Raw genomic sequence first — 18,816 nt, forward strand, 5'->3', positions numbered from 1 at the left:
ACAGTCATGCGCCGCCGACTGATCAACTCCACCCTCGCCGTGGTGCTCGTGGTGATCGCCGTCTTCGGCGTCTCCCTCGTCATCGTCGAGACCCGCACCATCAGCAACAGCGCCCAGGAGAGCGTCGACTCCGAGGCGCTGCGGCTGATCAGTGTCGTCGAGAGCCGACTCCTCGGGGCCGAGCGGATCAACCCCTCGGTGCTGGCCGAACAGGTCGACGACAACCGGTACGCGCTCGTCAGGATCCCCGGCCGCGCCCCCCTCGAGGTGGGCACGCGCCCCACCGGCAGAGTGATCAGCAGTACGGCGTCGGGGGAGCAGGGCGAGAAGGTCACCGTCGAGGAGTCCAGCTCGGCCGTCACTCGCGAGGTCGGCCGAACCCTGATGGTCATCGGCGCGGTGGCGCTCCTCGCGATCGTCTCCGCGGTGCTTCTCGCGGTACGCCAGGCCAACAAACTGACCTCGCCGCTCACCGACCTCGCCGAGACGGCGGAACGCCTGGGCTCCGGCGACCCGCGACCGCGCCACAAGCGGTACGGGGTGCCGGAACTGGACCGGGTCGCCGACGTCCTCGATTCCTCCGCCGAGCGGATCGCGCGGATGCTGACCGCGGAACGCCGGCTCGCCGCCGACGCCTCCCACCAGCTCCGCACCCCGCTGACCGCGCTCTCCATGCGGATCGAGGAGATCTCCGTCACCGACGACCCGGACACGGTGAAGGAAGAGGCGAACATCGCCCTCACCCAGGTCGAGCGCCTCACCAACGTGGTGGAACGGCTGCTGACCAACGCCCGCGACCCGCGCACCGGCTCCGCGGTCGTCTTCGACCTCGACGAGGTCGTCAAGCAGCAGATCGAGGAGTGGCGCCCGGCCTACCGCGGCGAGGGACGCGCCATCGTCCGCTCCGGCAAGCAGGGCCTGCGGGCCGTCGGCACCCCGGGTGCGGTCGCCCAGGTGCTGGCCGCACTGATCGAGAACTCACTGATGCACGGTGGCGGCACGGTGGCGCTGCGCACCCGGGTCACCGGCAACCAGGCGGTCATCGAGGTGACGGACGAGGGTCCGGGGGTCCCGCCCGACCTGGGCGCCCGGATCTTCGAGCGGACGATCAGCGGCCGCAACTCCACGGGGATCGGCCTGGCGGTGGCCCGCGACCTGGCCGAGGCGGACGGCGGCCGCCTGGAACTGCTCCAGCAGCAGCCGGCGGTCTTCGCCCTGTTCCTGAGCCGAGTGCCCCTCCCCCGCCAGGAGCCGGAACGCCCGGTGCGCTGATTCGAGCGAGGTCCGTCCTGCACATGCGCAGGACGGCATCAGCCGAAATCGAGCCCGTCGAGGGGGTCCTCCATGCCCTTGAGGCTCTGGGAGAGGTTGAGGACAATGCGGCCACCGGGGCGACCCCGGTGCCTCAACGCTGTACCGCTTCCGCCGGCGCCACCGGAGTCCGCCCCTGCGCCAGCACGCCTACACCGTCTTTGGCAGGCAGCGCCTTGAACACCCAGCTCCGGTAGGACCAGAACCGGAACAGCGTCGCGATCCCGATTCCCAGGATCTTGAACACGTTGCTCTGGACCGGGCTGTTCCAGCCGAATCCGTACGTCGCCGCGTACAGCACACCGTTCTCGATCACCGCGCCCACCGCGCTGAACAGCAGGAACAGCATCAGCTCCCGGGTGCGGCCGGTCTTGTCACGGTCCCGGTACGTCCAGTAGCGGAAGCCCACGTAGTTGAAGAGGATGGCGACGAACGTCGCCAGCAGACTGGCCCGCACCACCTGAAGGTCCGTGGTGTGCCGCAGCAGGTTGAAGACCGCGATATTGACCAGCAGACCCAGCGCGCCGACGGCGCCGAACTTGGCGACCTCCCGGGCCAGCCGATCCAGCCGGGTTCGCAGTGCGCCCCGTTCGCTCATGGTGATCGCTCAGCCCCGTCCGTGGATTCGGTCAATCCAATCATGCTAACCAGCACCCCTGTGGGATGCCTGTGGGCACGCAGGACCCGGCGCCGTGGAACGTCACAGGACCGCCCGCCGGGGCATCGTCCGGTGGTCCCCGGGACGCCGGATACCCTGGAGGAGTGACGTTCCCGGTAGTCGGCATGGTCGGCGGCGGTCAGCTCGCCCGTATGACCCACGAGGCGGGTATCCCCCTCGGCATCAGATTCAAGCTCCTCAGCGACACCCCTCAGGACTCGGCGGCCCAGGTGGTGAGCGAAGTCGTCGTCGGCGACTATCGCGACCTGGACACGCTGCGTGCCTTCGCGCGCGGCTGTGACGTGATCACCTTCGATCACGAGCATGTCCCGACCGAGCACCTGCGGGCCCTGGAGGCGGACGGCATCCCCGTGCGCCCCGGTCCCGATGCGCTGGTGCACGCCCAGGACAAGGGGGTGATGCGCGCCAAGCTCTCGGAGATCGGCGTGCCCTGTCCCCGCCACCGCATCGTGACGGACCCGGCCGACGCCGCGGCGTTCGCGGCCGAGGTCGACGGCTTCCCCGTCATCCTGAAGACGGTCCGCGGTGGCTACGACGGCAAGGGTGTCTGGGTGGTCCGCTCCGAGGCGGACGCGGCCGAACCGTTCCGGGCCGGTGTCCCGGTCCTCGCCGAGGAGAAGGTCGACTTCGTACGGGAGCTGGCGGCCAACATCGTCCGCTCGCCGCACGGCCAGGCCGTCGCCTACCCGGTCGTCGAGTCGATCCAGGTCGACGGGGTCTGCGACACGGTCATCGCCCCGGCCCCCGAGCTGAGCGAGAAGCTCGCCGGCGAGGCCCAGCAGCTGGCCCTCCGGATCGCCGCCGAGCTCGGCGTCGTCGGGCACCTCGCCGTCGAACTCTTCGAGACGAGTGACGGCCGCATCCTCGTCAACGAGCTCGCGATGCGCCCGCACAACTCCGGGCACTGGACCCAGGACGGCGCGATCACCTCGCAGTTCGCCAACCACGTCCGGGCCGTCCTCGACCTGCCGCTCGGCGACCCGCGCCCGCGCGCCACCTGGACGGTCATGTCCAACGTCCTCGGCGGCGACTATCCGGACATGTACCAGGCGTATCTGCACTGCATGGCCCGTGACCCACAGCTCAAGATCCACATGTACGGCAAGGACGTGAAACCCGGCCGCAAGGTAGGACACGTCAACACCTACGGCGACGACCTGGCGGACGTGCGGGAGCGCGCCCGGCACGCGGCCGACTACCTGCGAGGAACGATCACCGAATGACTTCCCCCGCCTCCGCCGCGCCCCTCGTCGGCATCGTCATGGGCTCGGACTCCGACTGGCCCGTCATGGAAGCAGCGGCCAAGGCACTCGACGAGTTCGAGATCCCCTACGAGGTCGACGTCGTCTCCGCCCACCGGATGCCGCGGGAAATGATCGCGTACGGGGAGAACGCGGCGGACCGCGGCCTCAAGGCGATCATCGCGGGCGCCGGCGGCGCCGCCCACCTGCCCGGCATGCTCGCCTCTGTCACCCCGCTGCCCGTCATCGGCGTCCCGGTCCCGCTGAAGTACCTGGACGGCATGGACAGCCTGCTCTCCATCGTGCAGATGCCGGCCGGTGTCCCGGTCGCGACCGTCTCGGTCGGCGGCGCACGCAACGCGGGCCTGCTCGCCGCGCGCATTCTCGCCGCCCACGACAGCGAGCTGCTGGCCCGGATGCGGGAGTTCCAGCAGGAGCTGAACGACCAGGCGACGGAGAAGGGCAAGCGGCTGCGCAACAAGGTCGAGGGCAGCGACTCCTTCGGCTTCGGCAAGTAGCGGCAGAGGGGGAGGGCGACCATGGATCACAGCGCCGACAACATCGCGGACCACACCGCGGAACGGCTCACGCGGGCCGGGGAACTCCTCGCCGAATACCCCGTCGTCGACGGCCACAACGACTTGCCCTGGGCACTGCGTGAACAGGTCGGCTACGACCTGGACGCCCGGGACATCGCCACCGACCAGTCCGCCCACCTCCACACCGACATCCGACGGCTGCGTGCCGGCGGCGTCGGCGCCCAGTTCTGGTCCGTCTACGTACGGTCCGACATGGCCGGTGACGCCGCCGTCAGCGCCACCCTCGAACAGATCGACGTGGTCGCCGAGCTGCTGGACCGCCACCCCGCCGACCTCCGGCGTGCCCTGACCGCCGACGACATGGAGGCGGCCCGCGCCGAGGGCCGCATCGCCTCCCTGATGGGCGCCGAGGGCGGCCACTCCATCAACAACTCGCTGGGCACCCTGCGCGCCCTGCACACCCTCGGCGTCCGCTACATGACGCTGACCCACAACGACAACATCGCCTGGGCGGACTCGGCGACCGACGAACCGGGCGTCGGCGGACTCTCCCCGTTCGGCCACGAGGTCGTACGGGAGATGAACCGCACCGGCATGCTCGTCGACCTCTCGCATGTGGCGGCCACGACGATGCGCGACGCGCTCGCCACCTCCACCGCGCCGGTGATGTTCTCGCACTCCTCGGCACGGGCGGTCTGCGACCACCCGCGCAACATCCCCGACGACGTCCTCGCGCAGCTCCCGGCCAACGGCGGCATCGCCATGGCGACCTTCGTACCGAAGTTCGTCCTGCCGGCGGCCGTCGCCTGGACCCGGGCCGCGGACGAGAACATGCGCGCCCACGGCCTGCACCATCTCGACACCACCCCGCAGGCGATGAAGATCCACGCCGTGTTCGAGGCGGCCAACCCGCGCCCTATGGCCACCGTGGCGACGATCGCCGACCACCTCGACCACATGCGTGAGGTCGCCGGGATCGACCACATCGGTATCGGCGGCGACTACGACGGCACCGCGTTCCTCCCCGCCGGTCTGGAGGACGTCGCGGGCTACCCGAACCTGATCGCGGAGCTCCTGGGCCGCGGCTGGTCCGCCGCCGACCTCGCCAAGCTCACCTGGCGCAACGCGGTACGGGTGCTCCGCGACGCGGAGGACGTCGCCCGTGACCTGTGTACGCGGCGCGGCCCGTCCCACGCCACGATCGACGAACTCGACGCTCCCAAGGTCTGACAGCGGCGCGAGAACGGCCCGAGCGCTCCAGGGAGGCGGCTCGGGCCCTCAACGGCTCAGGTGCGGTCGGTCCTTGGCGGCCGGCCCATGAACCAGTGGCTCAGGCCCGGGGCCGGCCCATCGCCCGGTACGTCCAGCCCGCCTCGCGCCACACGGCACTGTCCAGCGCGTTACGGCCGTCCAGAATGATCCGGTGCGCCGCGGCCTCGCCCAGCGTCACCGCGTCCAGCTCACGGAACTCGCGCCACTCCGTCAGGTGCAGCACCACATCCGCGCCGCGCACGGCGTCCAGCGCAGACTCCGCGTACCCGAGCGTCGGGAAGAGCCGCCGGGCGTTGTCCATGCCCTTCGGGTCGTACACGGTGACCTGGCCGCCCTGGAGGTGGATCTGCCCGGCCACGTTCAGCGCCGGCGAGTCGCGTACGTCGTCCGAGTCCGGCTTGAATGTCGCACCCAGCACGCCCACCCGCTTGCCGAGGAACGAGTCGCCGCCCACGGCCTCCCGGGCCAGCTCCACCATGTGGCCTCGGCGCCGCATATTGATCGAGTCGACCTCACGGAGGAACGTCAGCGCCTGGTCGGCGCCCAGCTCACCGGCGCGCGCCATGAACGCGCGGATGTCCTTGGGCAGACAGCCGCCACCGAAGCCGATCCCGGCCCGCAGGAACTTGTTGCCGATCCGCTCGTCGTGGCCGATCGCCTCGGCGAGCTTCTTCACATCACCGTCGGCGGCCTCGCAGACCTCCGCCATGGCGTTGATGAACGAGATCTTGGTCGCCAGGAACGAATTCGCGGCAGTCTTCACCAGCTCGGCGGTCGGGAAGTCCGTCACCACGAAGGGCGACCCCTCCGCGAGGGGAACCGCATACACCTCGCGCAGCAGCTTCTCGGCCCGCTCGCTCTCCACACCGACGACGATCCGGTCGGGGTGCAGGGTGTCCTTCACGGCGAAGCCCTCGCGCAGGAACTCCGGGTTCCAGGCCAGCTCCGCGTCCGTACCCACGGGCGCCAGCTCGGCCAGCCGCGCCGCGAGCCGGGCCGCGGAGCCCACCGGCACGGTCGACTTCCCGATGACCAGGGCGGGCCGGGTCAGCTGCGCCGCCAGCGACTCGAAGGCGCTGTCCACGTAGGACATGTCGCAGGCGTACTCGCCGTGCTTCTGCGGGGTGTTCACGCAGACGAAGTGCACGTCGCCGAAGGCACCCACCTCTTCCCACGAGGTGGTGAACCGCAGCCGGCCGGTGGATCCCTCGATGCCCGCGACATGCTTGCGGAGCAGCTCCTCCAGACCCGGCTCGTACATCGGGACCTTGCCGGCGCTCAGCATCTCGATCTTCTCGGGCACGACATCGAGCCCGAGCACTTCGAAGCCGAGCTCCGCCATGGCCGCAGCGTGGGTGGCGCCGAGGTAGCCGGTGCCGATCACAGTGATCCTGAGGGCCATGAAGTGCTCCTGGGAGATGCGGACGGACGTGCGGTGAACGAGCATAGTCGTGCCCCCTGACGCCCTGTTTTACCGGTCTTGCGGACCCCTGTCGCGTAGCTCACGTACAGCTCGCATAGGTCTTTGCGAGGCGTGGCGCCTAAAATTGGGTTACTTAACGGTAGTTAGCATCCTTGGGGAGTGAGAGTCTTGGCGGGTTCCACCGATTTCGATCTGTACCGTCCGGCCGAGGAGCACGACATGCTCCGCGAGACGGTCCGTGCGCTCGCCGAGGCGAAGATCGCCCCGTTCGCGGCGGCGGTCGACGAGGAGGCCCGCTTCCCGCAGGAGGCGCTGGACGCCCTGGTCGCCTCCGACCTGCAGGCCGTGCACGTCCCCGAGGAGTACGGCGGCGCCGGTGCCGACGCCCTCGCCACCGTGATCGTGATCGAGGAGGTGGCCCGCGTCTGCGCCTCCTCCTCCCTGATCCCGGCCGTGAACAAGCTCGGCTCGCTCCCGGTGATCCTCTCCGGCTCCGATGCGCTGAAGAAGAAGTACCTGGGCCCGCTCGCCAAGGGCGACGCGATGTTCTCGTACTGCCTCTCCGAGCCCGACGCGGGCTCCGACGCCGCCGGCATGAAGACCAAGGCCGTCCGCGACGGCGACTTCTGGGTCCTCAACGGCGTGAAGCGCTGGATCACCAACGCGGGCGTCTCCGAGTACTACACGGTGATGGCCGTCACCGACCCGACCAAGCGCTCCAAGGGCATCTCGGCGTTCGTCGTCGAGAAGTCGGACGAGGGTGTCTCCTTCGGCGCCCCGGAGAAGAAGCTCGGCATCAAGGGCTCCCCGACCCGCGAGGTCTACTTCGACAACGTCCGGATCCCCGCCGACCGCATGATCGGCGAGGAGGGCACCGGCTTCGCCACGGCGATGAAGACCCTGGACCACACCCGCATCACGATCGCGGCCCAGGCCCTCGGTATCGCGCAGGGTGCCCTCGACTACGCCAAGGGTTACGTCCAGGAGCGCAAGCAGTTCGGCAAGCCGATCGGCGACTTCCAGGGCGTCCAGTTCATGCTCGCCGACATGGCGATGAAGCTGGAGGCGGCACGCCAGCTCACCTACTCGGCCGCCGCCAAGTCCGAGCGCCTCGACGGCGACCTGACGTTCTTCGGCGCCGCGGCCAAGTGCTTCGCCTCCGACGTCGCGATGGAGATCACCACGGACGCGGTCCAGCTGCTCGGCGGCTACGGCTACACGCGGGACTACCCGGTGGAGCGGATGATGCGCGACGCCAAGATCACGCAGATTTATGAAGGCACGAATCAGGTTCAGCGCATAGTCATGGCGCGGAACCTGCCGTAACCCGGCGGATTTTCACAATTCGGCGTCCGTTCCGAACGGGTTGCGACCATTGATCGGCCTCCGGCTTCCTGCCGGGGGCCGATCGCGTTTCCCCGGCACAGCGGGTTCGTGGACGCTGCGGTAGCGGTGGCTCGCGATGGCGTAACTTCCCTGTCCATGACCGACATCGACAAGCTCACCGGCCTGTTCGAAGCGCTGGGGGCCGACGACGCACCGGGCTGGGCCGACTCGGAGGTCGAGGAGAACCTTCCGCAGCTCGCCCGCTACCGGTTCCTGCGCAAGGTCTGGCAGGACATCGACGCCTGGAGTTCGGCGGCGCCCGACTGGGTCGAGGCGTACCGGAAGGAGGGCCTCGCGGGCGACGCCGTCGAGCGGGCGGTGCGGCTCGGGCTGACACCCGGTGAACTGGGCGAGATAGCCCGCGAGGTGGCGAAGGAGACCGCGTTCGGCCTGCTCTACAGCCTGGCCGATCCGACGGACGGCGATCTTCCGCCCGAGGTCGAGGAACAACTGCCCGGCTGGTGCCTGGCGGAGCTGTCCCCGCAGGGCGAGCCCACGGGCCGGATTCTGGATGCGCTGTACGAGGACCTGGACGAGCTCGAACCGCAGGGACCTGTGGAAGGTGTGCGGTGACCGCCTATGAGCGGCGGATCCGGTCCGGCCGCTTCCCGCGCACCCGGGAAGGGCTGGGTGCGCTGATGTCCGCGGCCGGCCTCGGAGACGTACGGACCGAGGTCCTCGCCCGGGATCACCAGGTAGGCGCGGAGGGCTGGTGGGCCGGCCCGCCTCCGGGGTCGCCGCGATCGGGCAGCTGGTCAACAGCCGGGGGCCGGAGGGAGTGGCCACGGCCAAGCGGGAGTACGACGTGCTGTCCGCCGAATTCGCCAAGGAGGACGGCGAGTTGGCTCTGCCGCATGTGGCGCTGCCGGCTCGGGGGAGCGTGTAGCGGCGGCCGGGCCGCGGTCGCACGTCTGGTGACGACCGCGGCGTGCAGCAGGGCCCGTACGGCGAACCGTCCGGGCCCTGCTCCTGTCTGCCGTCAGTTGCTGGAGACGGTTACCTTCTCGTCGTTGTTGAGCTGCTGCACCAGCTGCTTGACCTTGGCCTTGTCCCAGACCAGGTTCCCCCCGGTGCTGCCCGAGATCGGCATGTTCATCGACTTGCCGTCACCGCCCGTGACGCCCTTCATCGCGAAGAACATGTTGCCCAGGTCCCACAGCGACATGTCCTTGTCGACGATGAGGGTGTCGAGACCGGCGCCCATCGTCGGGTACAGCTTGAACGGGTTGAGGATCGTGGACGGCGTCGCGGTCTGGCTCGCCAGCGCCGCAAGGAACTTCTGCTGGTTCTTCGTACGGTCCAGGTCGCTGCCCGCGAAGGCGTACCGGGTCCGCACGAAGGCGAGCGACTGCTCGCCGTTCAGCGTCTGCTTGCCGGCCTGGAAGTCGGCGCCGGAGTTCTTGTCCTTGAACGCCTTGGGGATGTCGAGTTCCACCCCGCCGATCGCGTCCACGATCTTGGCGAAGCCGCCGAAGCCGATTTCGACGTAGTGGTCGATGTGCAGTCCGGTGTTGAACTCGACGGTACGGACCAGCAGTTCGGGGCCGTCCTCCGCGTAGGCGGCGTTCAGCTTGGTGAAGCGGCCGCGGCCCGGGTAGAGCTTGCCCGAGTCGGAGCCCTTGTACGAGGGGATCTCCACGTTCGAGTCACGGGGCAGGGAGATCAGTGTCGGGCCGTTCGATCCGTCGTGCAGGATCATCATCGAGTCGGTCCGCTTGCCCCCGGCGGAGCCGGTGTGAAGCCTCTTCTTGTCCTCGGCCGACATGCCCGCGCGGCTGTCGGATCCGACGACCAGATAGTTGGTGCCGTCGCCCTCGCCGGGACGCTCGATCACCTTGGAGAGGTCGACCTCGCGCTTCAGCTTGGAGTCGGCCCAGAAGTACGTGCTGATGGAGACGGCCAGCACCACGACCACGAGGGTCAGCGCGCCTATCTTTATTCGACGGCGCCAGTCCGGCGCGGGCCTGCCCTGGACGTAACCGCCGTCATCGCCGCCGTAACCCCGGCCGCCACCGTTGCCGCCGCCGTAGACCTGACCGGCACCGTAACCGTTGTCGTACCCAGCGTTGTCGTCATAGCCGTCGGAGTACCGCGGCGGCTCCGGACGGCGCTGCCGCGGCGGCGCCGGATACTGCCGCGGCGGCGCCGGGCGCTGCGGCGGCGGTGCGGGGTGCCGCTGGACGTGCCGCATCACACGGGCACCCTCGGGCTGGGCGCTGTCACTGCCCTGTCCGTAGCGGTCGTCGCGGTTGTCGTCGGTCCATCCACCGGGCCTGTCGCTCATGCGGACCAGTGTGCAGGCCGGACCTGTCGGTATTACAGGGGGTGTGAGATATCGGGCCTGGGCTGTTGCCAAGCTGATGCAATGTCCGCGGCGCAGGGCCCCCGCAATAAGGCGCAGGGCCCCCGCAATAAGGTGGACGGCATGACAGATCAGGCCCCGCGCCCGGAGGGCGATATTCCGGGCAAGCCGACCGCGGCGTCCCGGACCACCCTCAGCCACATCATGACCGGCAGTGACACCAACCTGCTGGGCACCGTGCACGGTGGCGTGATCATGAAACTCGTCGACGACGCGGCGGGCGCCGTGGCCGGCCGGCACTCCGGCGGTCCCGCGGTGACGGCCTCGATGGACGAGATGGTCTTCCTGGAGCCGGTCCGCGTCGGTGACCTTGTTCACGTCCGCGCGCAGGTGAACTGGACCGGCCGCTCCTCGATGGAGGTCGGCGTCCGGGTCATGGCCGAGCGGTGGAACGAATCGACCCCCGCCCAGCAGGTCGGCAGCGCCTATCTGGTGTTCGCGGCGGTTGACGGGGACGGCAAGCCGCGCCCCGTACCTCCCGTGATCCCGGAGACGGAGCGCGACAAGCGGCGCTACCAGGAGGCGCAGATCCGGCGTACGCACCGCCTCGCCCGGCGCCGCGCGATCAAGGAACTGCGCGAGAAGCGCATCGCGGACGGCATCGACATCGACTGACGGCAGGCCCCGGGTCCGGCGGGGACGGGGACCCCCGGTGGCTCGTATGCGGCACCGTTCTCTACGGGCACACCACCTGGTCGCCCGTGATCGTGCCGAACTCGCCCCGGTGCCCAGCCTCGGCCTGCACCCGCTCCACCCTGCCGAAGTTCTCGCCCGCGGTCACCTTCATCGTCTTGCCCTGCCCCGTGACCGCCCGCAGCTCGGCCCCCGGCAGCGCTGCCGCCAGCGACTTCGCCGACCGGTCCCACCGCGGGTCGTACTCGACCAGCGTGTGCTTCAGGCTGCGCGGCTCCGTGTTGAGCGGGGCCCGTGTCGTAACGAAGCCGGTGGCGCGCAGTGCGTCGTCGACCTTTCTGCCGAGCCCCTCCTGCATGGTCCCGTTGTAGACCTGGACCCGGATCTCACCCGGTGCGACATCGACCGGCTTCGCCACCGGCGCCTTCGGCCGCTTCGGAGCCAGCGGCTTGTCCTCGCGCAGCGCCTCGAAGAGCCTCTTCGACTTCGCCGGGTCCCATTTGACCGTCGAGCCGATGCCCTTGACCGGGAAGGAGGGATCGCTGATCGGTACGGAGGCGAACTCGGACGACGCCGGGGTGAAACCGCGCATCGCCTGGCCGAGGTCGAGCAGCTGGTCCGTGCCGAACCCCCGATCCGCCCGGACCGAACCGAGCATCGTCGACGCGACGTCCCGGAACTTCACCGGGTTCATCAGCACACTGCTGCTGGTCGCCCGCTTGATCAGCGACGCGAGGAACTTCTGCTGGCGCTGCATCCGGCCCAGGTCGGCGGCCGCGTCGATATGGCGTGAGCGCACGTACCGGAGCGCCTGCCCGCCGTCCAGCCAATGGGTGCCCGCGCCGAGATCGAGACCGGTGTACGAATCCTTCATCGGCCGGGCCGTGCAGATCTGCACCCCGCCGAGGGTGTCCACCGTCTTCATGAAACTGGTGAAGTCGACCTCCAGGTAGTGGTCGACCTTGACACCCGTCATGCGCTCGACCGTCCGTACGGTCAGACTCGGCCCGCCCTCCGCATAGGCGGCGTTCAGCTTCACCGGATGGGCGGCGTGCTCGACGCCGGTGGTCGGGTCCCGGTGCCCGGGGAGCTCGGTGTAGCTGTCGCGCGGCAGCGAGACGATCGTCGCGCGTTCCCTGTCCGCCGACAGGTGCACCAGCATGATCGTGTCGGTGCAGCGGCAGGGTGCACCGCCCAGCCGGTACTTCCGCTTCTCCTCCCGGCTGACCTTGTCGCGGCCGTCGGTGCCGACGAGCAGCAGGTTCATGCCGTTGCCGGCCCGCGGCCGGTTCTTCATGTCCTTGAACGGGTCGACCCGGTCGATCCCGGTCTCCAGGCCGGTCACGACCGCATGACCGATCCCGCCTGCCCCGAGCACCAGCACGGACAGACTGGTCGCCAGCCGCATGCCCCAGTGGGGCCGCTCGTCCTGTTTTCTCGACCTGCGCTGCGGGGGAGTGGCGTGGCGGCGCGGTGGACGGGGGGAGCTGTGCGGTGTAGGCACGGGGGGACCTCCGCGGTGCAGGGGGGACCGTTCGCACAGTAGGCCCATACGATCACCACTCCGGGAAGCGACCCGGTGGCGCGCGCCTGTGTCCCTCATTCGCGGTAACGTGGCGGCCGAATAACGCCGCCTCCTGGGGTGCGAACCCCCGGCGCCCCCGAGGACCCCCCGAGGACCACATGTCTGCCGCGCAGTACCCCGCCGTGTCCGTGATCATGCCGGTGCTCAATGAGGAACGCCATCTCAGGAACTCCGTCCGGCACATCCTCGAGCAGGAGTACGCCGGTGAGATGGAGGTCGTGATCGCGCTCGGCCCGTCCACGGACCGTACGGACGAGATCGCCGCCGAGCTCGTACGCGAGGACTCCCGGGTGCACACGGTGCCGAACCCGACCGGCCGCACCCCGGCAGCGCTCAACGCCGCGATAAAGGCCTCCTCGCACCCCATCGTGGTGCGGGTAGACGGCCACGGCATGCTCTCGCCGAACTACATCGCGACCGCCGTCCGCCTCCTGGAGGAGACCGGCGCGCAGAACGTCGGCGGCATCATGCACGCCGAGGGCGAGAACGACTGGGAGAACGCCGTCGCCGCGGCTATGACGTCGAGGATCGGCGTCGGCAACGCGGCCTTCCACACCGGCGGCCAGGCGGGCCCGGCCGAGACCGTCTACCTGGGGGTCTTCCGCCGCGAGGCACTGGAGAAGGCGGACGGCTACAACGTGGAGTTCATCCGCGCCCAGGACTGGGAACTGAACTTCCGGATCCGCGAGGCGGGCGGGCTGATCTGGTTCTCGCCGGAGCTGAAGGTGCAGTACCGGCCGCGCCCCTCGGTGAAGGCCCTCGCCAAGCAGTACAAGGACTACGGCCGCTGGCGCCACGTCGTCGCCCGGTACCACGCCGGCTCGATCAACCTGCGTTACCTCGCCCCGCCGACCGCCGTCTGCGCGATCGCGGCGGGCATCGTCGTCGGCGCGGCCGTCACCCCGTGGGCCTTCGTCGTCCCGGCCGGTTACGCCGCGGCCATAGTCGCCGGGTCCCTCCCGGCGGGCAAGGGCCTGCCGCTGAAGGCACGGGTCCAGATCCCGGTGGCGCTGGCCACCATGCACATGTCCTGGGGCTACGGTTTCCTGACCAGCCCGCGCTCGTTGGCGAAGAAGGTCATGGCCGGCCGCCGTCCCGTGGTCCGGCGACAGACGGTCTGATCCGGCGCTGGCACGTCGATCCGGCACGGACAGGGACAGGGGCGCCGACCGTTCTCCCCGGAGAACGGTCGGCGCCCCTGTCCGTTGCCCGCCCCGGCTAGAAGCGGTACGGCCAGTAGACGTCCATGCAGGCGTCCTTCTCCGATCCGTTGACCGCCTCGGTCCCCTTCAGCGGGTCGTCGTCATCAGCGGCCTGCTTGGGGTACGTCTTTCCCGTCCGCCAGTCCGAGCCGACCGTGAGGGTCAGCGTCTCGACATCCGTCGACACCTTGACCGCGCTGGTCGGCATCCCCAGGGCCTCGGCGATCGACAGCGCGTCCGACTTGCCCTGGGCACCGGAGTCCTTCGGATAGGTCACCGCGGTGGTCAGCGCCGACCCGGGGACGGTCGAGGCGGTGGCCTTGGTGAAGCCCTCGGACCGGAGGATGTCCTGGACGCCCGTGGCGCGGCCGCCGGTGGGCACCTGCCCGTCGGCTCCGGTGCCGTTGACCACCGTCACGTCGAGCGAAGCAGGTGCGGCCGCGGCCGGCCCCTTGTCCTTCTTCCCGGACGTCTTGCGGTCCTTCGGGTCGAGCGACTCGTCGTCCCGCAGCAGCGCCCAGAGCTTGTCGGCGGCGACCGGCTTCGGCAGCACGTGGTTGTCGTCCTGCGAATCCGCGATCCGCGGCATCGTCAGCATGTTGATCTTGTCCATCGGTACGCTCTTGAGCTGCATACCGAGGTCGAACAGCTTCTTCACCGAGCCGATCTCCTCCGAGACCTGGAGCGACTTGGTCGCCGTCTCGGCGAGGTCCATCAGCCGCCCGGTGTCGGTGAACGCGTTCTGGCTCTTCAGCTCGCGGATGACCGAGTTCAGGTACATGTGCTGAGCCTTGGCGCGGCCGATGTCGCTCTCGAAGGCGTGGCGGGTACGCAGCCACTGCAGTGCCTTCTTGCCCTTGATCTTGTGCGTGCCCTCGGTCAGCTTCAGATAGGAGCCGCCGGGAACGTTGGGCTTGGGGATGTCGTAGACGTTGTGCTTGACGCACACATCGGCGCCGCCCACGGCGTCCGCCATGGCGACCACCCCGGCGAAGTCGACCATCACCCAGTGGTCGATGTAGACGCCGGTCAGCTGCTCCCAGGTGTCCAGTGTGCAGCCGGGGCCGCCACGGCCCAGCGACTCGTTGATGAGCGCGTTGGTGGCCGGGGACTCGTGGCCGGTGTCGGGGTCCACGCACTTCGGGATGTCGACGCGCGTATCACGCGGAATGCTGACCACCGAGGCGTTCTTCCGGTCGGCCGACACGTGGAGGAGCATCTGCACATCGGCAAGCGGCTTCGCACCGACGCTCGCCTTCGAGCCGCCGAGTTTGAGGTTCTCCTTGGAATTACGGCTGTCGGAGCCGATCAGCAGAATGTTCAGCGGGGTCTGGCCCGCGGCGTTCGGGGCGGCCTTCTTCGCGGCGCTGTTCCCGGCGCTGCGATGCCCCTTGCGGAGATTGCTGTTCAGGTGCTCGTACCAGAGATAGCCGGCGGCGCCGGCGCCGAGTATCGCCACCACGAGAACCCAGGCGATCCAGCGCAGTATGCGGCGTTTGCCGCGCCGGTGTGACTGGCGGCGGCGTTCGGATCGCCCGGGGCCCGGGCGATCCCGGTCCCCGGAGCCGCTGTCGCCGCGTCCGCCCTCAGGGCCGGCGGACGGGTCGTCGTCGTACAGGCCGTCGTCCCAGCCGAGTTGTCCGGCATGCCGGACGCGTGGTCGCGTTCCCTCCCCGGGTGTGCTGCTCCGTCCCACCAGGTCCCCCCTGCTGCTCAGACTCTCGGAATGGCGCAGTGACCCCGTGTCACTTGGCGCACACTGCCTTGTCGGCGTTTGCCAGCGGTATGTCGTCCGGCACCTTTGCCGGTCCGGTGACGGGCACACCTGCGCCCTTGAAGTCCGCACCCAGGGTCAGGACCATCGCCTGGAGCCCCTCCGCGTCCGTGGTGCCCTTCTTCAGGGCCGAGCCGGGGAGCCCCATCATGGCGGCGAGTGCACGGGCCTGGTCGGCCTGATTGGGTGCGTACTCGAGCGTCGTCTTGGCGATCTTCTCCGGGGCGTTGGCCTTGTTCGTGGACTTCGGTACGCCCTGCTCGTTCTGCAGCCAGGAGACAGTCTTTTGGGCGCCGCCGGAGATGTTGCCGCCGTTGAAGACATCGACGCGTACGTCGGCGGCAGCGGCCTTGGTTCCCTTGAGCAGTGCGTCCTGCTTGCTCTTGGCGGCCTTCTTCTGCTTCTTCACCTCGGTCAGCGAGGTGTCCTCGCGCATCATCTGGAACAGCGGGTCGGACTTGGCCTTGTTGAGCACCACCGTCGCATGGACCTTCTCGGCCGGGTTGTCCACCACCGGGGCCGTCACGAACGTGATGTTCTTCGTGTCAATCTTGCCGAGCTCCTTGGCGAGCGCGGTCAGCTTCTTTATCGAGCCGATGCCTTTGTCGACCGTCAGCGCCTTGGTCGCCGCGTCCGCCAGGCTGTACATCTTCGTCGGACTGGTCAGCGTGTCGTCCGACTTCATCTGCCGGATCATCGAGCCGATGAACTGCTGCTGGACCTTGATCCGGTCCAGGTCGCTCTGATTGCCGAAGCTGTGCCGGGTCCGCACGAACGCCAGCGCGTCCTCGCCCTGGATCTTGCTCTCACCGGCCGGCAGGTCGAGGTGCGACTTGGAGTCCTTGACCGGGTGGGCCAGACACACCTTGACGCCGCCGACCGCAGTGGTCAGTTCCTTGACCGCGTTGAAGTCGACCATCATGAAGTGGTCGGGCTTCACGCCGGTGATCTCCTCGACCGTACGCATGGTGCAGCCCGGGTCGCGGCCTTCCTGGCCGAGGCTGACGTTGAACCGGATGTTCTGGGTGCCCGCGATGACCTTGTCCGAACCGTCCGGCTGCTTGGTGGTGCAGTCCGGGATGTCGGTGATCAGGTCGCGGGGGATGCTCAGCGCCGTCGCGTTGGTGCGGTCCTTGGAGACGTGGAAAAGGATATTGGTGTCGGCGTGGCCGGTGCTGCCCTTGTCGCCGTATCCCTCGTTGCCCTTACCGGTCCGCTTGTCGGTGCCGATGATCAATATGTTGAGGGGCGCGTTGGCGGTGATGACGTCCTTGTTGCCGGCGTTGCCGATGTCCACGGAGTTCAGGTTGCCGTTGAAGTGCTGGTACAGCGCGTACCCGCCCACCGACAGACCGACCAGCACGAAGGCCATCACGCCGCCCGTCCAGAGCAGCGCCTTCCTGCGGCGGGCCTTCGGCTGCTTGCGCTTGCGCCGGCCCGCGGAGTCGGGACCGGAACCCTCCTGGCCGCGCGGGCCATTGGCACGGCGACCACGCTGCTCGGGCACCGGCCCCCGGCCCTCACCGTTCCGTCCACCGCTTCTGCGCTCGCCACCACCGTCACGAACCGCGCTTCTGCGTTCGCCGCCGCCCTCATGCGCGGTGCCTCTGCGCCCGGAACCACGCGGACCCGGCGCACTCGGCGTGCGGTATGAATCCCCTCCGGATTGGGGCAGTCGCAATTCGTAATCGCCGGTCTGCGGGTTGAGGACCCACTGGTCTGCGGGGTCGATTTCGTCCGCCCGCCCACGGCTTTGCGCATCCACGGTTGTTTGAGTCCTCCGTCGGTGCCACGCGAGGCGCCTACCCCCCGAGAGGCGCTCGATCTTTCGCTCCAGCAGTGCGCGACCTGATGGTCGGAAGCACCGGATCGCGTCACACTATCCGCCCGGTTCGCTGTCAAGCGACGGGCGTGACACATTCCACGGCCCTTACAACCGGTCATACTGCTCATTACGCTCCGATTGCCGATGCCTACTTGGGAATTGCTTTACCGCTTGCACAGGTCGGTGGCCGCATTGCTGCCCGAATAGGTGGGTGTGGGTGTCGGACTGGTGGAGTCCGAGCTGTCCGAATTCCCGCGCTTTTTGCGTTTCAGTTCATCCGCCGGGACCACTGCGACAGGGGCGTCCTCGCGCAGCCGCTTGAAGAGCTTGTTGGCCTCTGGCTGGATAAGTTCGTCCCGGTTCGGGTCGGCAGCATACGGCTGGCGCGGAACTGTTAGAAATTGCACCTTTTCGGTCGGTACGTTACGCATGCCGCGCACCAGCTCGTACAGGTCCTTGAGGCTGTCCAGGCCCGGGTCGGTGGTCAGCGACTTGGTGGCCGCGTCCAGCACCGGGTAGAGGCGGGTCGGGTTGAGCAGGACGCCGTTGCTCTGCATCTTGTTCACCAGTGCGCCGAGGAATCGCTGCTGGCGTTCCATCCGGTCGGTGTCGCTACCGTTGCCGATGGACTTGCGGGCCCGTACGTACCCCAGCGCCTCCTCGCCGTCGAGCTTCTGGCGTCCCGCGCGGAGCTTCAGGTGTGCGTCCGAGTCGTCGATCGGCTCCTTGAGGCAGATCTCGACGCCGTGCACCGCGTCGACCATGTCCTTGAAGCCATTGAAGTCGACGACCATGTGGTGGTCGATGCGAATGCCCGTCATCCGCTCGACCGTGCGGATCGTGCAGGCAGTGCCACCGAATTGGAAGGCCCAGTTGAATTGGGCGAATTGTTTCCTGGTGGGCTTTCCGTCCGCTTGGTGGCAACTGGGGATTTCCGCCATCAGGTCGCGCGGGATGGACATGGCCGTGGCGCTCTTCCGGTCCGCGGCGAGGTGCAGCAGGATCGTGGTGTCGGAGCGCTGGCTGCTGCCGTAGGAGCGGCCGTACTTGCGGTTGTCGCCGGTGCGGCTGTCGGAACCGATGAGCAGGATGTTCTCCGCGTCGTGCACGACGGACACGGGACGTTCCTTTTCGTACACCCGCAGTTCGGCGGCCGCGGACGTGTCGGTCCTGATGTTGCCGTCGAGCTTTCTGTACAGCCACCAGCCGCCGCCCGCGGCGACCAGGACGAACAGCGACGTGGCGAGCGCCGCCCAACGCAGCCAGCGGTGCCTGCGCTTGGCGTGGACGTCCGAGCCGAGTGGTTCCTCGGGACGGCCTTCGCCTTCCGGCCCGTCCTGAGAGCTGCCGTCGCCCCGAGACCTGCCCTCGCCCTGAGACTCGTCGCTGTCCTGCGACTCGTCGTTGTGCCCGCCCTGGTCCGCGGCCGAGCGGTCGGGGTCGGCCGGCGTGCCGGCGCTTTCGGTCACGTCTGCGTCCATCCTTCACGTTCGGCGGCGCGCTGGGCCGCCGGTCGCAGGAGTAGACGGCTGAACCTCACGCTTGGTTGTGCCCAGGGATCCGCCTTGATCGGGCCGGGCTCGC

The 18,816-nt window shown here is 68.8% G+C and carries 16 protein-coding genes; 9 read left to right on the forward strand and 7 right to left on the reverse strand.

Features of this window, described 5'->3' with window-relative positions; genetic code table 11:
* The first annotated feature begins 6 nt into the window (after nt 1-6).
* Nucleotides 7-1,272, forward strand: coding sequence for an ATP-binding protein (locus tag ACWCP8_RS23890; RefSeq protein ID WP_352265609.1), 1,266 nt, complete (start codon nt 7-9; stop codon nt 1,270-1,272).
* A gap of 133 nt (nt 1,273-1,405) precedes the next feature.
* Here the strand turns inward: ACWCP8_RS23890 and ACWCP8_RS23895 are convergent, their stop codons facing one another.
* Nucleotides 1,406-1,909 (reverse strand): GtrA family protein, encoded by a 504-nt coding sequence (locus ACWCP8_RS23895; RefSeq protein WP_451117979.1) that lies wholly within the window; start codon nt 1,907-1,909, stop codon nt 1,406-1,408.
* Between the two features lie 164 nt (nt 1,910-2,073).
* Between ACWCP8_RS23895 and ACWCP8_RS23900 the strand changes: the two genes are divergently transcribed.
* From ACWCP8_RS23900 to ACWCP8_RS23910, 3 genes are read left to right on the forward strand one after another with little or no spacing between them, the layout of a single operon-like run.
* Nucleotides 2,074-3,213 (forward strand): 5-(carboxyamino)imidazole ribonucleotide synthase, encoded by a 1,140-nt coding sequence (locus ACWCP8_RS23900; RefSeq protein ID WP_352265613.1) that lies wholly within the window; start codon nt 2,074-2,076, stop codon nt 3,211-3,213.
* Entirely contained in the window at nt 3,210-3,749 is a 540-nt protein-coding gene (gene purE, locus ACWCP8_RS23905) for a 5-(carboxyamino)imidazole ribonucleotide mutase (protein ID WP_326604068.1), read from the forward strand. The genes ACWCP8_RS23900 and purE overlap by 4 nt, the downstream gene beginning before the upstream one ends.
* Nucleotides 3,750-3,770: 21 nt before the next feature.
* On the forward strand, nt 3,771-5,000 hold the full coding sequence (locus tag ACWCP8_RS23910) for a dipeptidase (RefSeq protein WP_451117982.1): 1,230 nt from the start codon (nt 3,771-3,773) through the stop codon (nt 4,998-5,000).
* A gap of 100 nt (nt 5,001-5,100) precedes the next feature.
* On the opposite strand, the gene ACWCP8_RS23915 is transcribed toward ACWCP8_RS23910, so the two are convergent.
* Complete coding sequence (locus ACWCP8_RS23915) at nt 5,101-6,444, reverse strand: UDP-glucose dehydrogenase family protein (protein WP_352265617.1); 1,344 nt, start codon at nt 6,442-6,444, stop codon at nt 5,101-5,103.
* Between the two features lie 189 nt (nt 6,445-6,633).
* Here ACWCP8_RS23915 and ACWCP8_RS23920 point away from each other — a divergent pair, with 189 nt between their 5' ends.
* From ACWCP8_RS23920 to ACWCP8_RS23930, 3 genes are all read left to right on the forward strand, one after another.
* On the forward strand, nt 6,634-7,791 hold the full coding sequence (locus ACWCP8_RS23920) for an acyl-CoA dehydrogenase (protein WP_352265618.1): 1,158 nt from the start codon (nt 6,634-6,636) through the stop codon (nt 7,789-7,791).
* A gap of 156 nt (nt 7,792-7,947) precedes the next feature.
* Entirely contained in the window at nt 7,948-8,424 is a 477-nt protein-coding gene (locus tag ACWCP8_RS23925) for a hypothetical protein (RefSeq protein ID WP_352265619.1), read from the forward strand.
* 139 nt (nt 8,425-8,563) lie between these two features.
* Nucleotides 8,564-8,737 carry a hypothetical protein gene (locus ACWCP8_RS23930; RefSeq protein WP_451117985.1) on the forward strand — a complete coding sequence of 58 codons (174 nt, stop codon included), beginning with the start codon at nt 8,564-8,566 and terminating at the stop codon, nt 8,735-8,737.
* Between the two features lie 93 nt (nt 8,738-8,830).
* Here the strand turns inward: ACWCP8_RS23930 and ACWCP8_RS23935 are convergent, their stop codons facing one another.
* Nucleotides 8,831-10,135, reverse strand: coding sequence for an LCP family protein (locus ACWCP8_RS23935; protein ID WP_451117987.1), 1,305 nt, complete (start codon nt 10,133-10,135; stop codon nt 8,831-8,833).
* Nucleotides 10,136-10,276: 141 nt separating this feature from the next.
* Here ACWCP8_RS23935 and ACWCP8_RS23940 point away from each other — a divergent pair, with 141 nt between their 5' ends.
* Nucleotides 10,277-10,828 carry an acyl-CoA thioesterase gene (locus ACWCP8_RS23940; RefSeq protein WP_030926974.1) on the forward strand — a complete coding sequence of 184 codons (552 nt, stop codon included), beginning with the start codon at nt 10,277-10,279 and terminating at the stop codon, nt 10,826-10,828.
* A 61-nt stretch (nt 10,829-10,889) separates the two neighbouring features.
* Here the strand turns inward: ACWCP8_RS23940 and ACWCP8_RS23945 are convergent, their stop codons facing one another.
* On the reverse strand, nt 10,890-12,398 hold the full coding sequence (locus ACWCP8_RS23945; RefSeq protein ID WP_451117989.1) for an LCP family protein: 1,509 nt from the start codon (nt 12,396-12,398) through the stop codon (nt 10,890-10,892).
* 131 nt (nt 12,399-12,529) lie between these two features.
* Here ACWCP8_RS23945 and ACWCP8_RS23950 point away from each other — a divergent pair, with 131 nt between their 5' ends.
* On the forward strand, nt 12,530-13,552 hold the full coding sequence (locus tag ACWCP8_RS23950) for a glycosyltransferase family 2 protein (RefSeq protein ID WP_352265624.1): 1,023 nt from the start codon (nt 12,530-12,532) through the stop codon (nt 13,550-13,552).
* 97 nt (nt 13,553-13,649) lie between these two features.
* On the opposite strand, the gene ACWCP8_RS23955 is transcribed toward ACWCP8_RS23950, so the two are convergent.
* The 3 genes from ACWCP8_RS23955 to ACWCP8_RS23965 form a co-directional block, all read right to left on the reverse strand.
* On the reverse strand, nt 13,650-15,329 hold the full coding sequence (locus tag ACWCP8_RS23955; RefSeq protein ID WP_451117991.1) for an LCP family protein: 1,680 nt from the start codon (nt 15,327-15,329) through the stop codon (nt 13,650-13,652).
* 49 nt (nt 15,330-15,378) lie between these two features.
* Nucleotides 15,379-17,172 (reverse strand): LCP family protein, encoded by a 1,794-nt coding sequence (locus ACWCP8_RS23960; RefSeq protein ID WP_451117993.1) that lies wholly within the window; start codon nt 17,170-17,172, stop codon nt 15,379-15,381.
* Between the two features lie 224 nt (nt 17,173-17,396).
* Nucleotides 17,397-18,713 (reverse strand): LCP family glycopolymer transferase, encoded by a 1,317-nt coding sequence (locus ACWCP8_RS23965; RefSeq protein WP_451117995.1) that lies wholly within the window; start codon nt 18,711-18,713, stop codon nt 17,397-17,399.
* Nucleotides 18,714-18,816 lie beyond the last annotated feature (103 nt).

This window comes from Streptomyces sp. NPDC002206 (assembly GCF_053593595.1).

What these genes read in the sequence shown, in the direction of transcription:
- ACWCP8_RS23910 (WP_451117982.1), top strand. Translation starts at nt 3,771, where the DNA reads ATGGATCACAGCGCCGACAACATCGCGGACCACACCGCGGAACGGCTC.
- ACWCP8_RS23925 (WP_352265619.1), top strand. Translation starts at nt 7,948, where the DNA reads ATGACCGACATCGACAAGCTCACCGGCCTGTTCGAAGCGCTGGGGGCC.
- purE (WP_326604068.1), top strand. Translation starts at nt 3,210, where the DNA reads ATGACTTCCCCCGCCTCCGCCGCGCCCCTCGTCGGCATCGTCATGGGC.
- ACWCP8_RS23945 (WP_451117989.1), bottom strand. Translation starts at nt 12,398, where the DNA reads ATGGGCCTACTGTGCGAACGGTCCCCCCTGCACCGCGGAGGTCCCCCC.
- ACWCP8_RS23965 (WP_451117995.1), bottom strand. Translation starts at nt 18,713, where the DNA reads ATGGACGCAGACGTGACCGAAAGCGCCGGCACGCCGGCCGACCCCGAC.
- ACWCP8_RS23895 (WP_451117979.1), bottom strand. Translation starts at nt 1,909, where the DNA reads ATGAGCGAACGGGGCGCACTGCGAACCCGGCTGGATCGGCTGGCCCGG.
- ACWCP8_RS23915 (WP_352265617.1), bottom strand. Translation starts at nt 6,444, where the DNA reads ATGGCCCTCAGGATCACTGTGATCGGCACCGGCTACCTCGGCGCCACC.
- ACWCP8_RS23940 (WP_030926974.1), top strand. Translation starts at nt 10,277, where the DNA reads ATGACAGATCAGGCCCCGCGCCCGGAGGGCGATATTCCGGGCAAGCCG.
- ACWCP8_RS23935 (WP_451117987.1), bottom strand. Translation starts at nt 10,135, where the DNA reads ATGAGCGACAGGCCCGGTGGATGGACCGACGACAACCGCGACGACCGC.
- ACWCP8_RS23950 (WP_352265624.1), top strand. Translation starts at nt 12,530, where the DNA reads ATGTCTGCCGCGCAGTACCCCGCCGTGTCCGTGATCATGCCGGTGCTC.
- ACWCP8_RS23890 (WP_352265609.1), top strand. Translation starts at nt 7, where the DNA reads ATGCGCCGCCGACTGATCAACTCCACCCTCGCCGTGGTGCTCGTGGTG.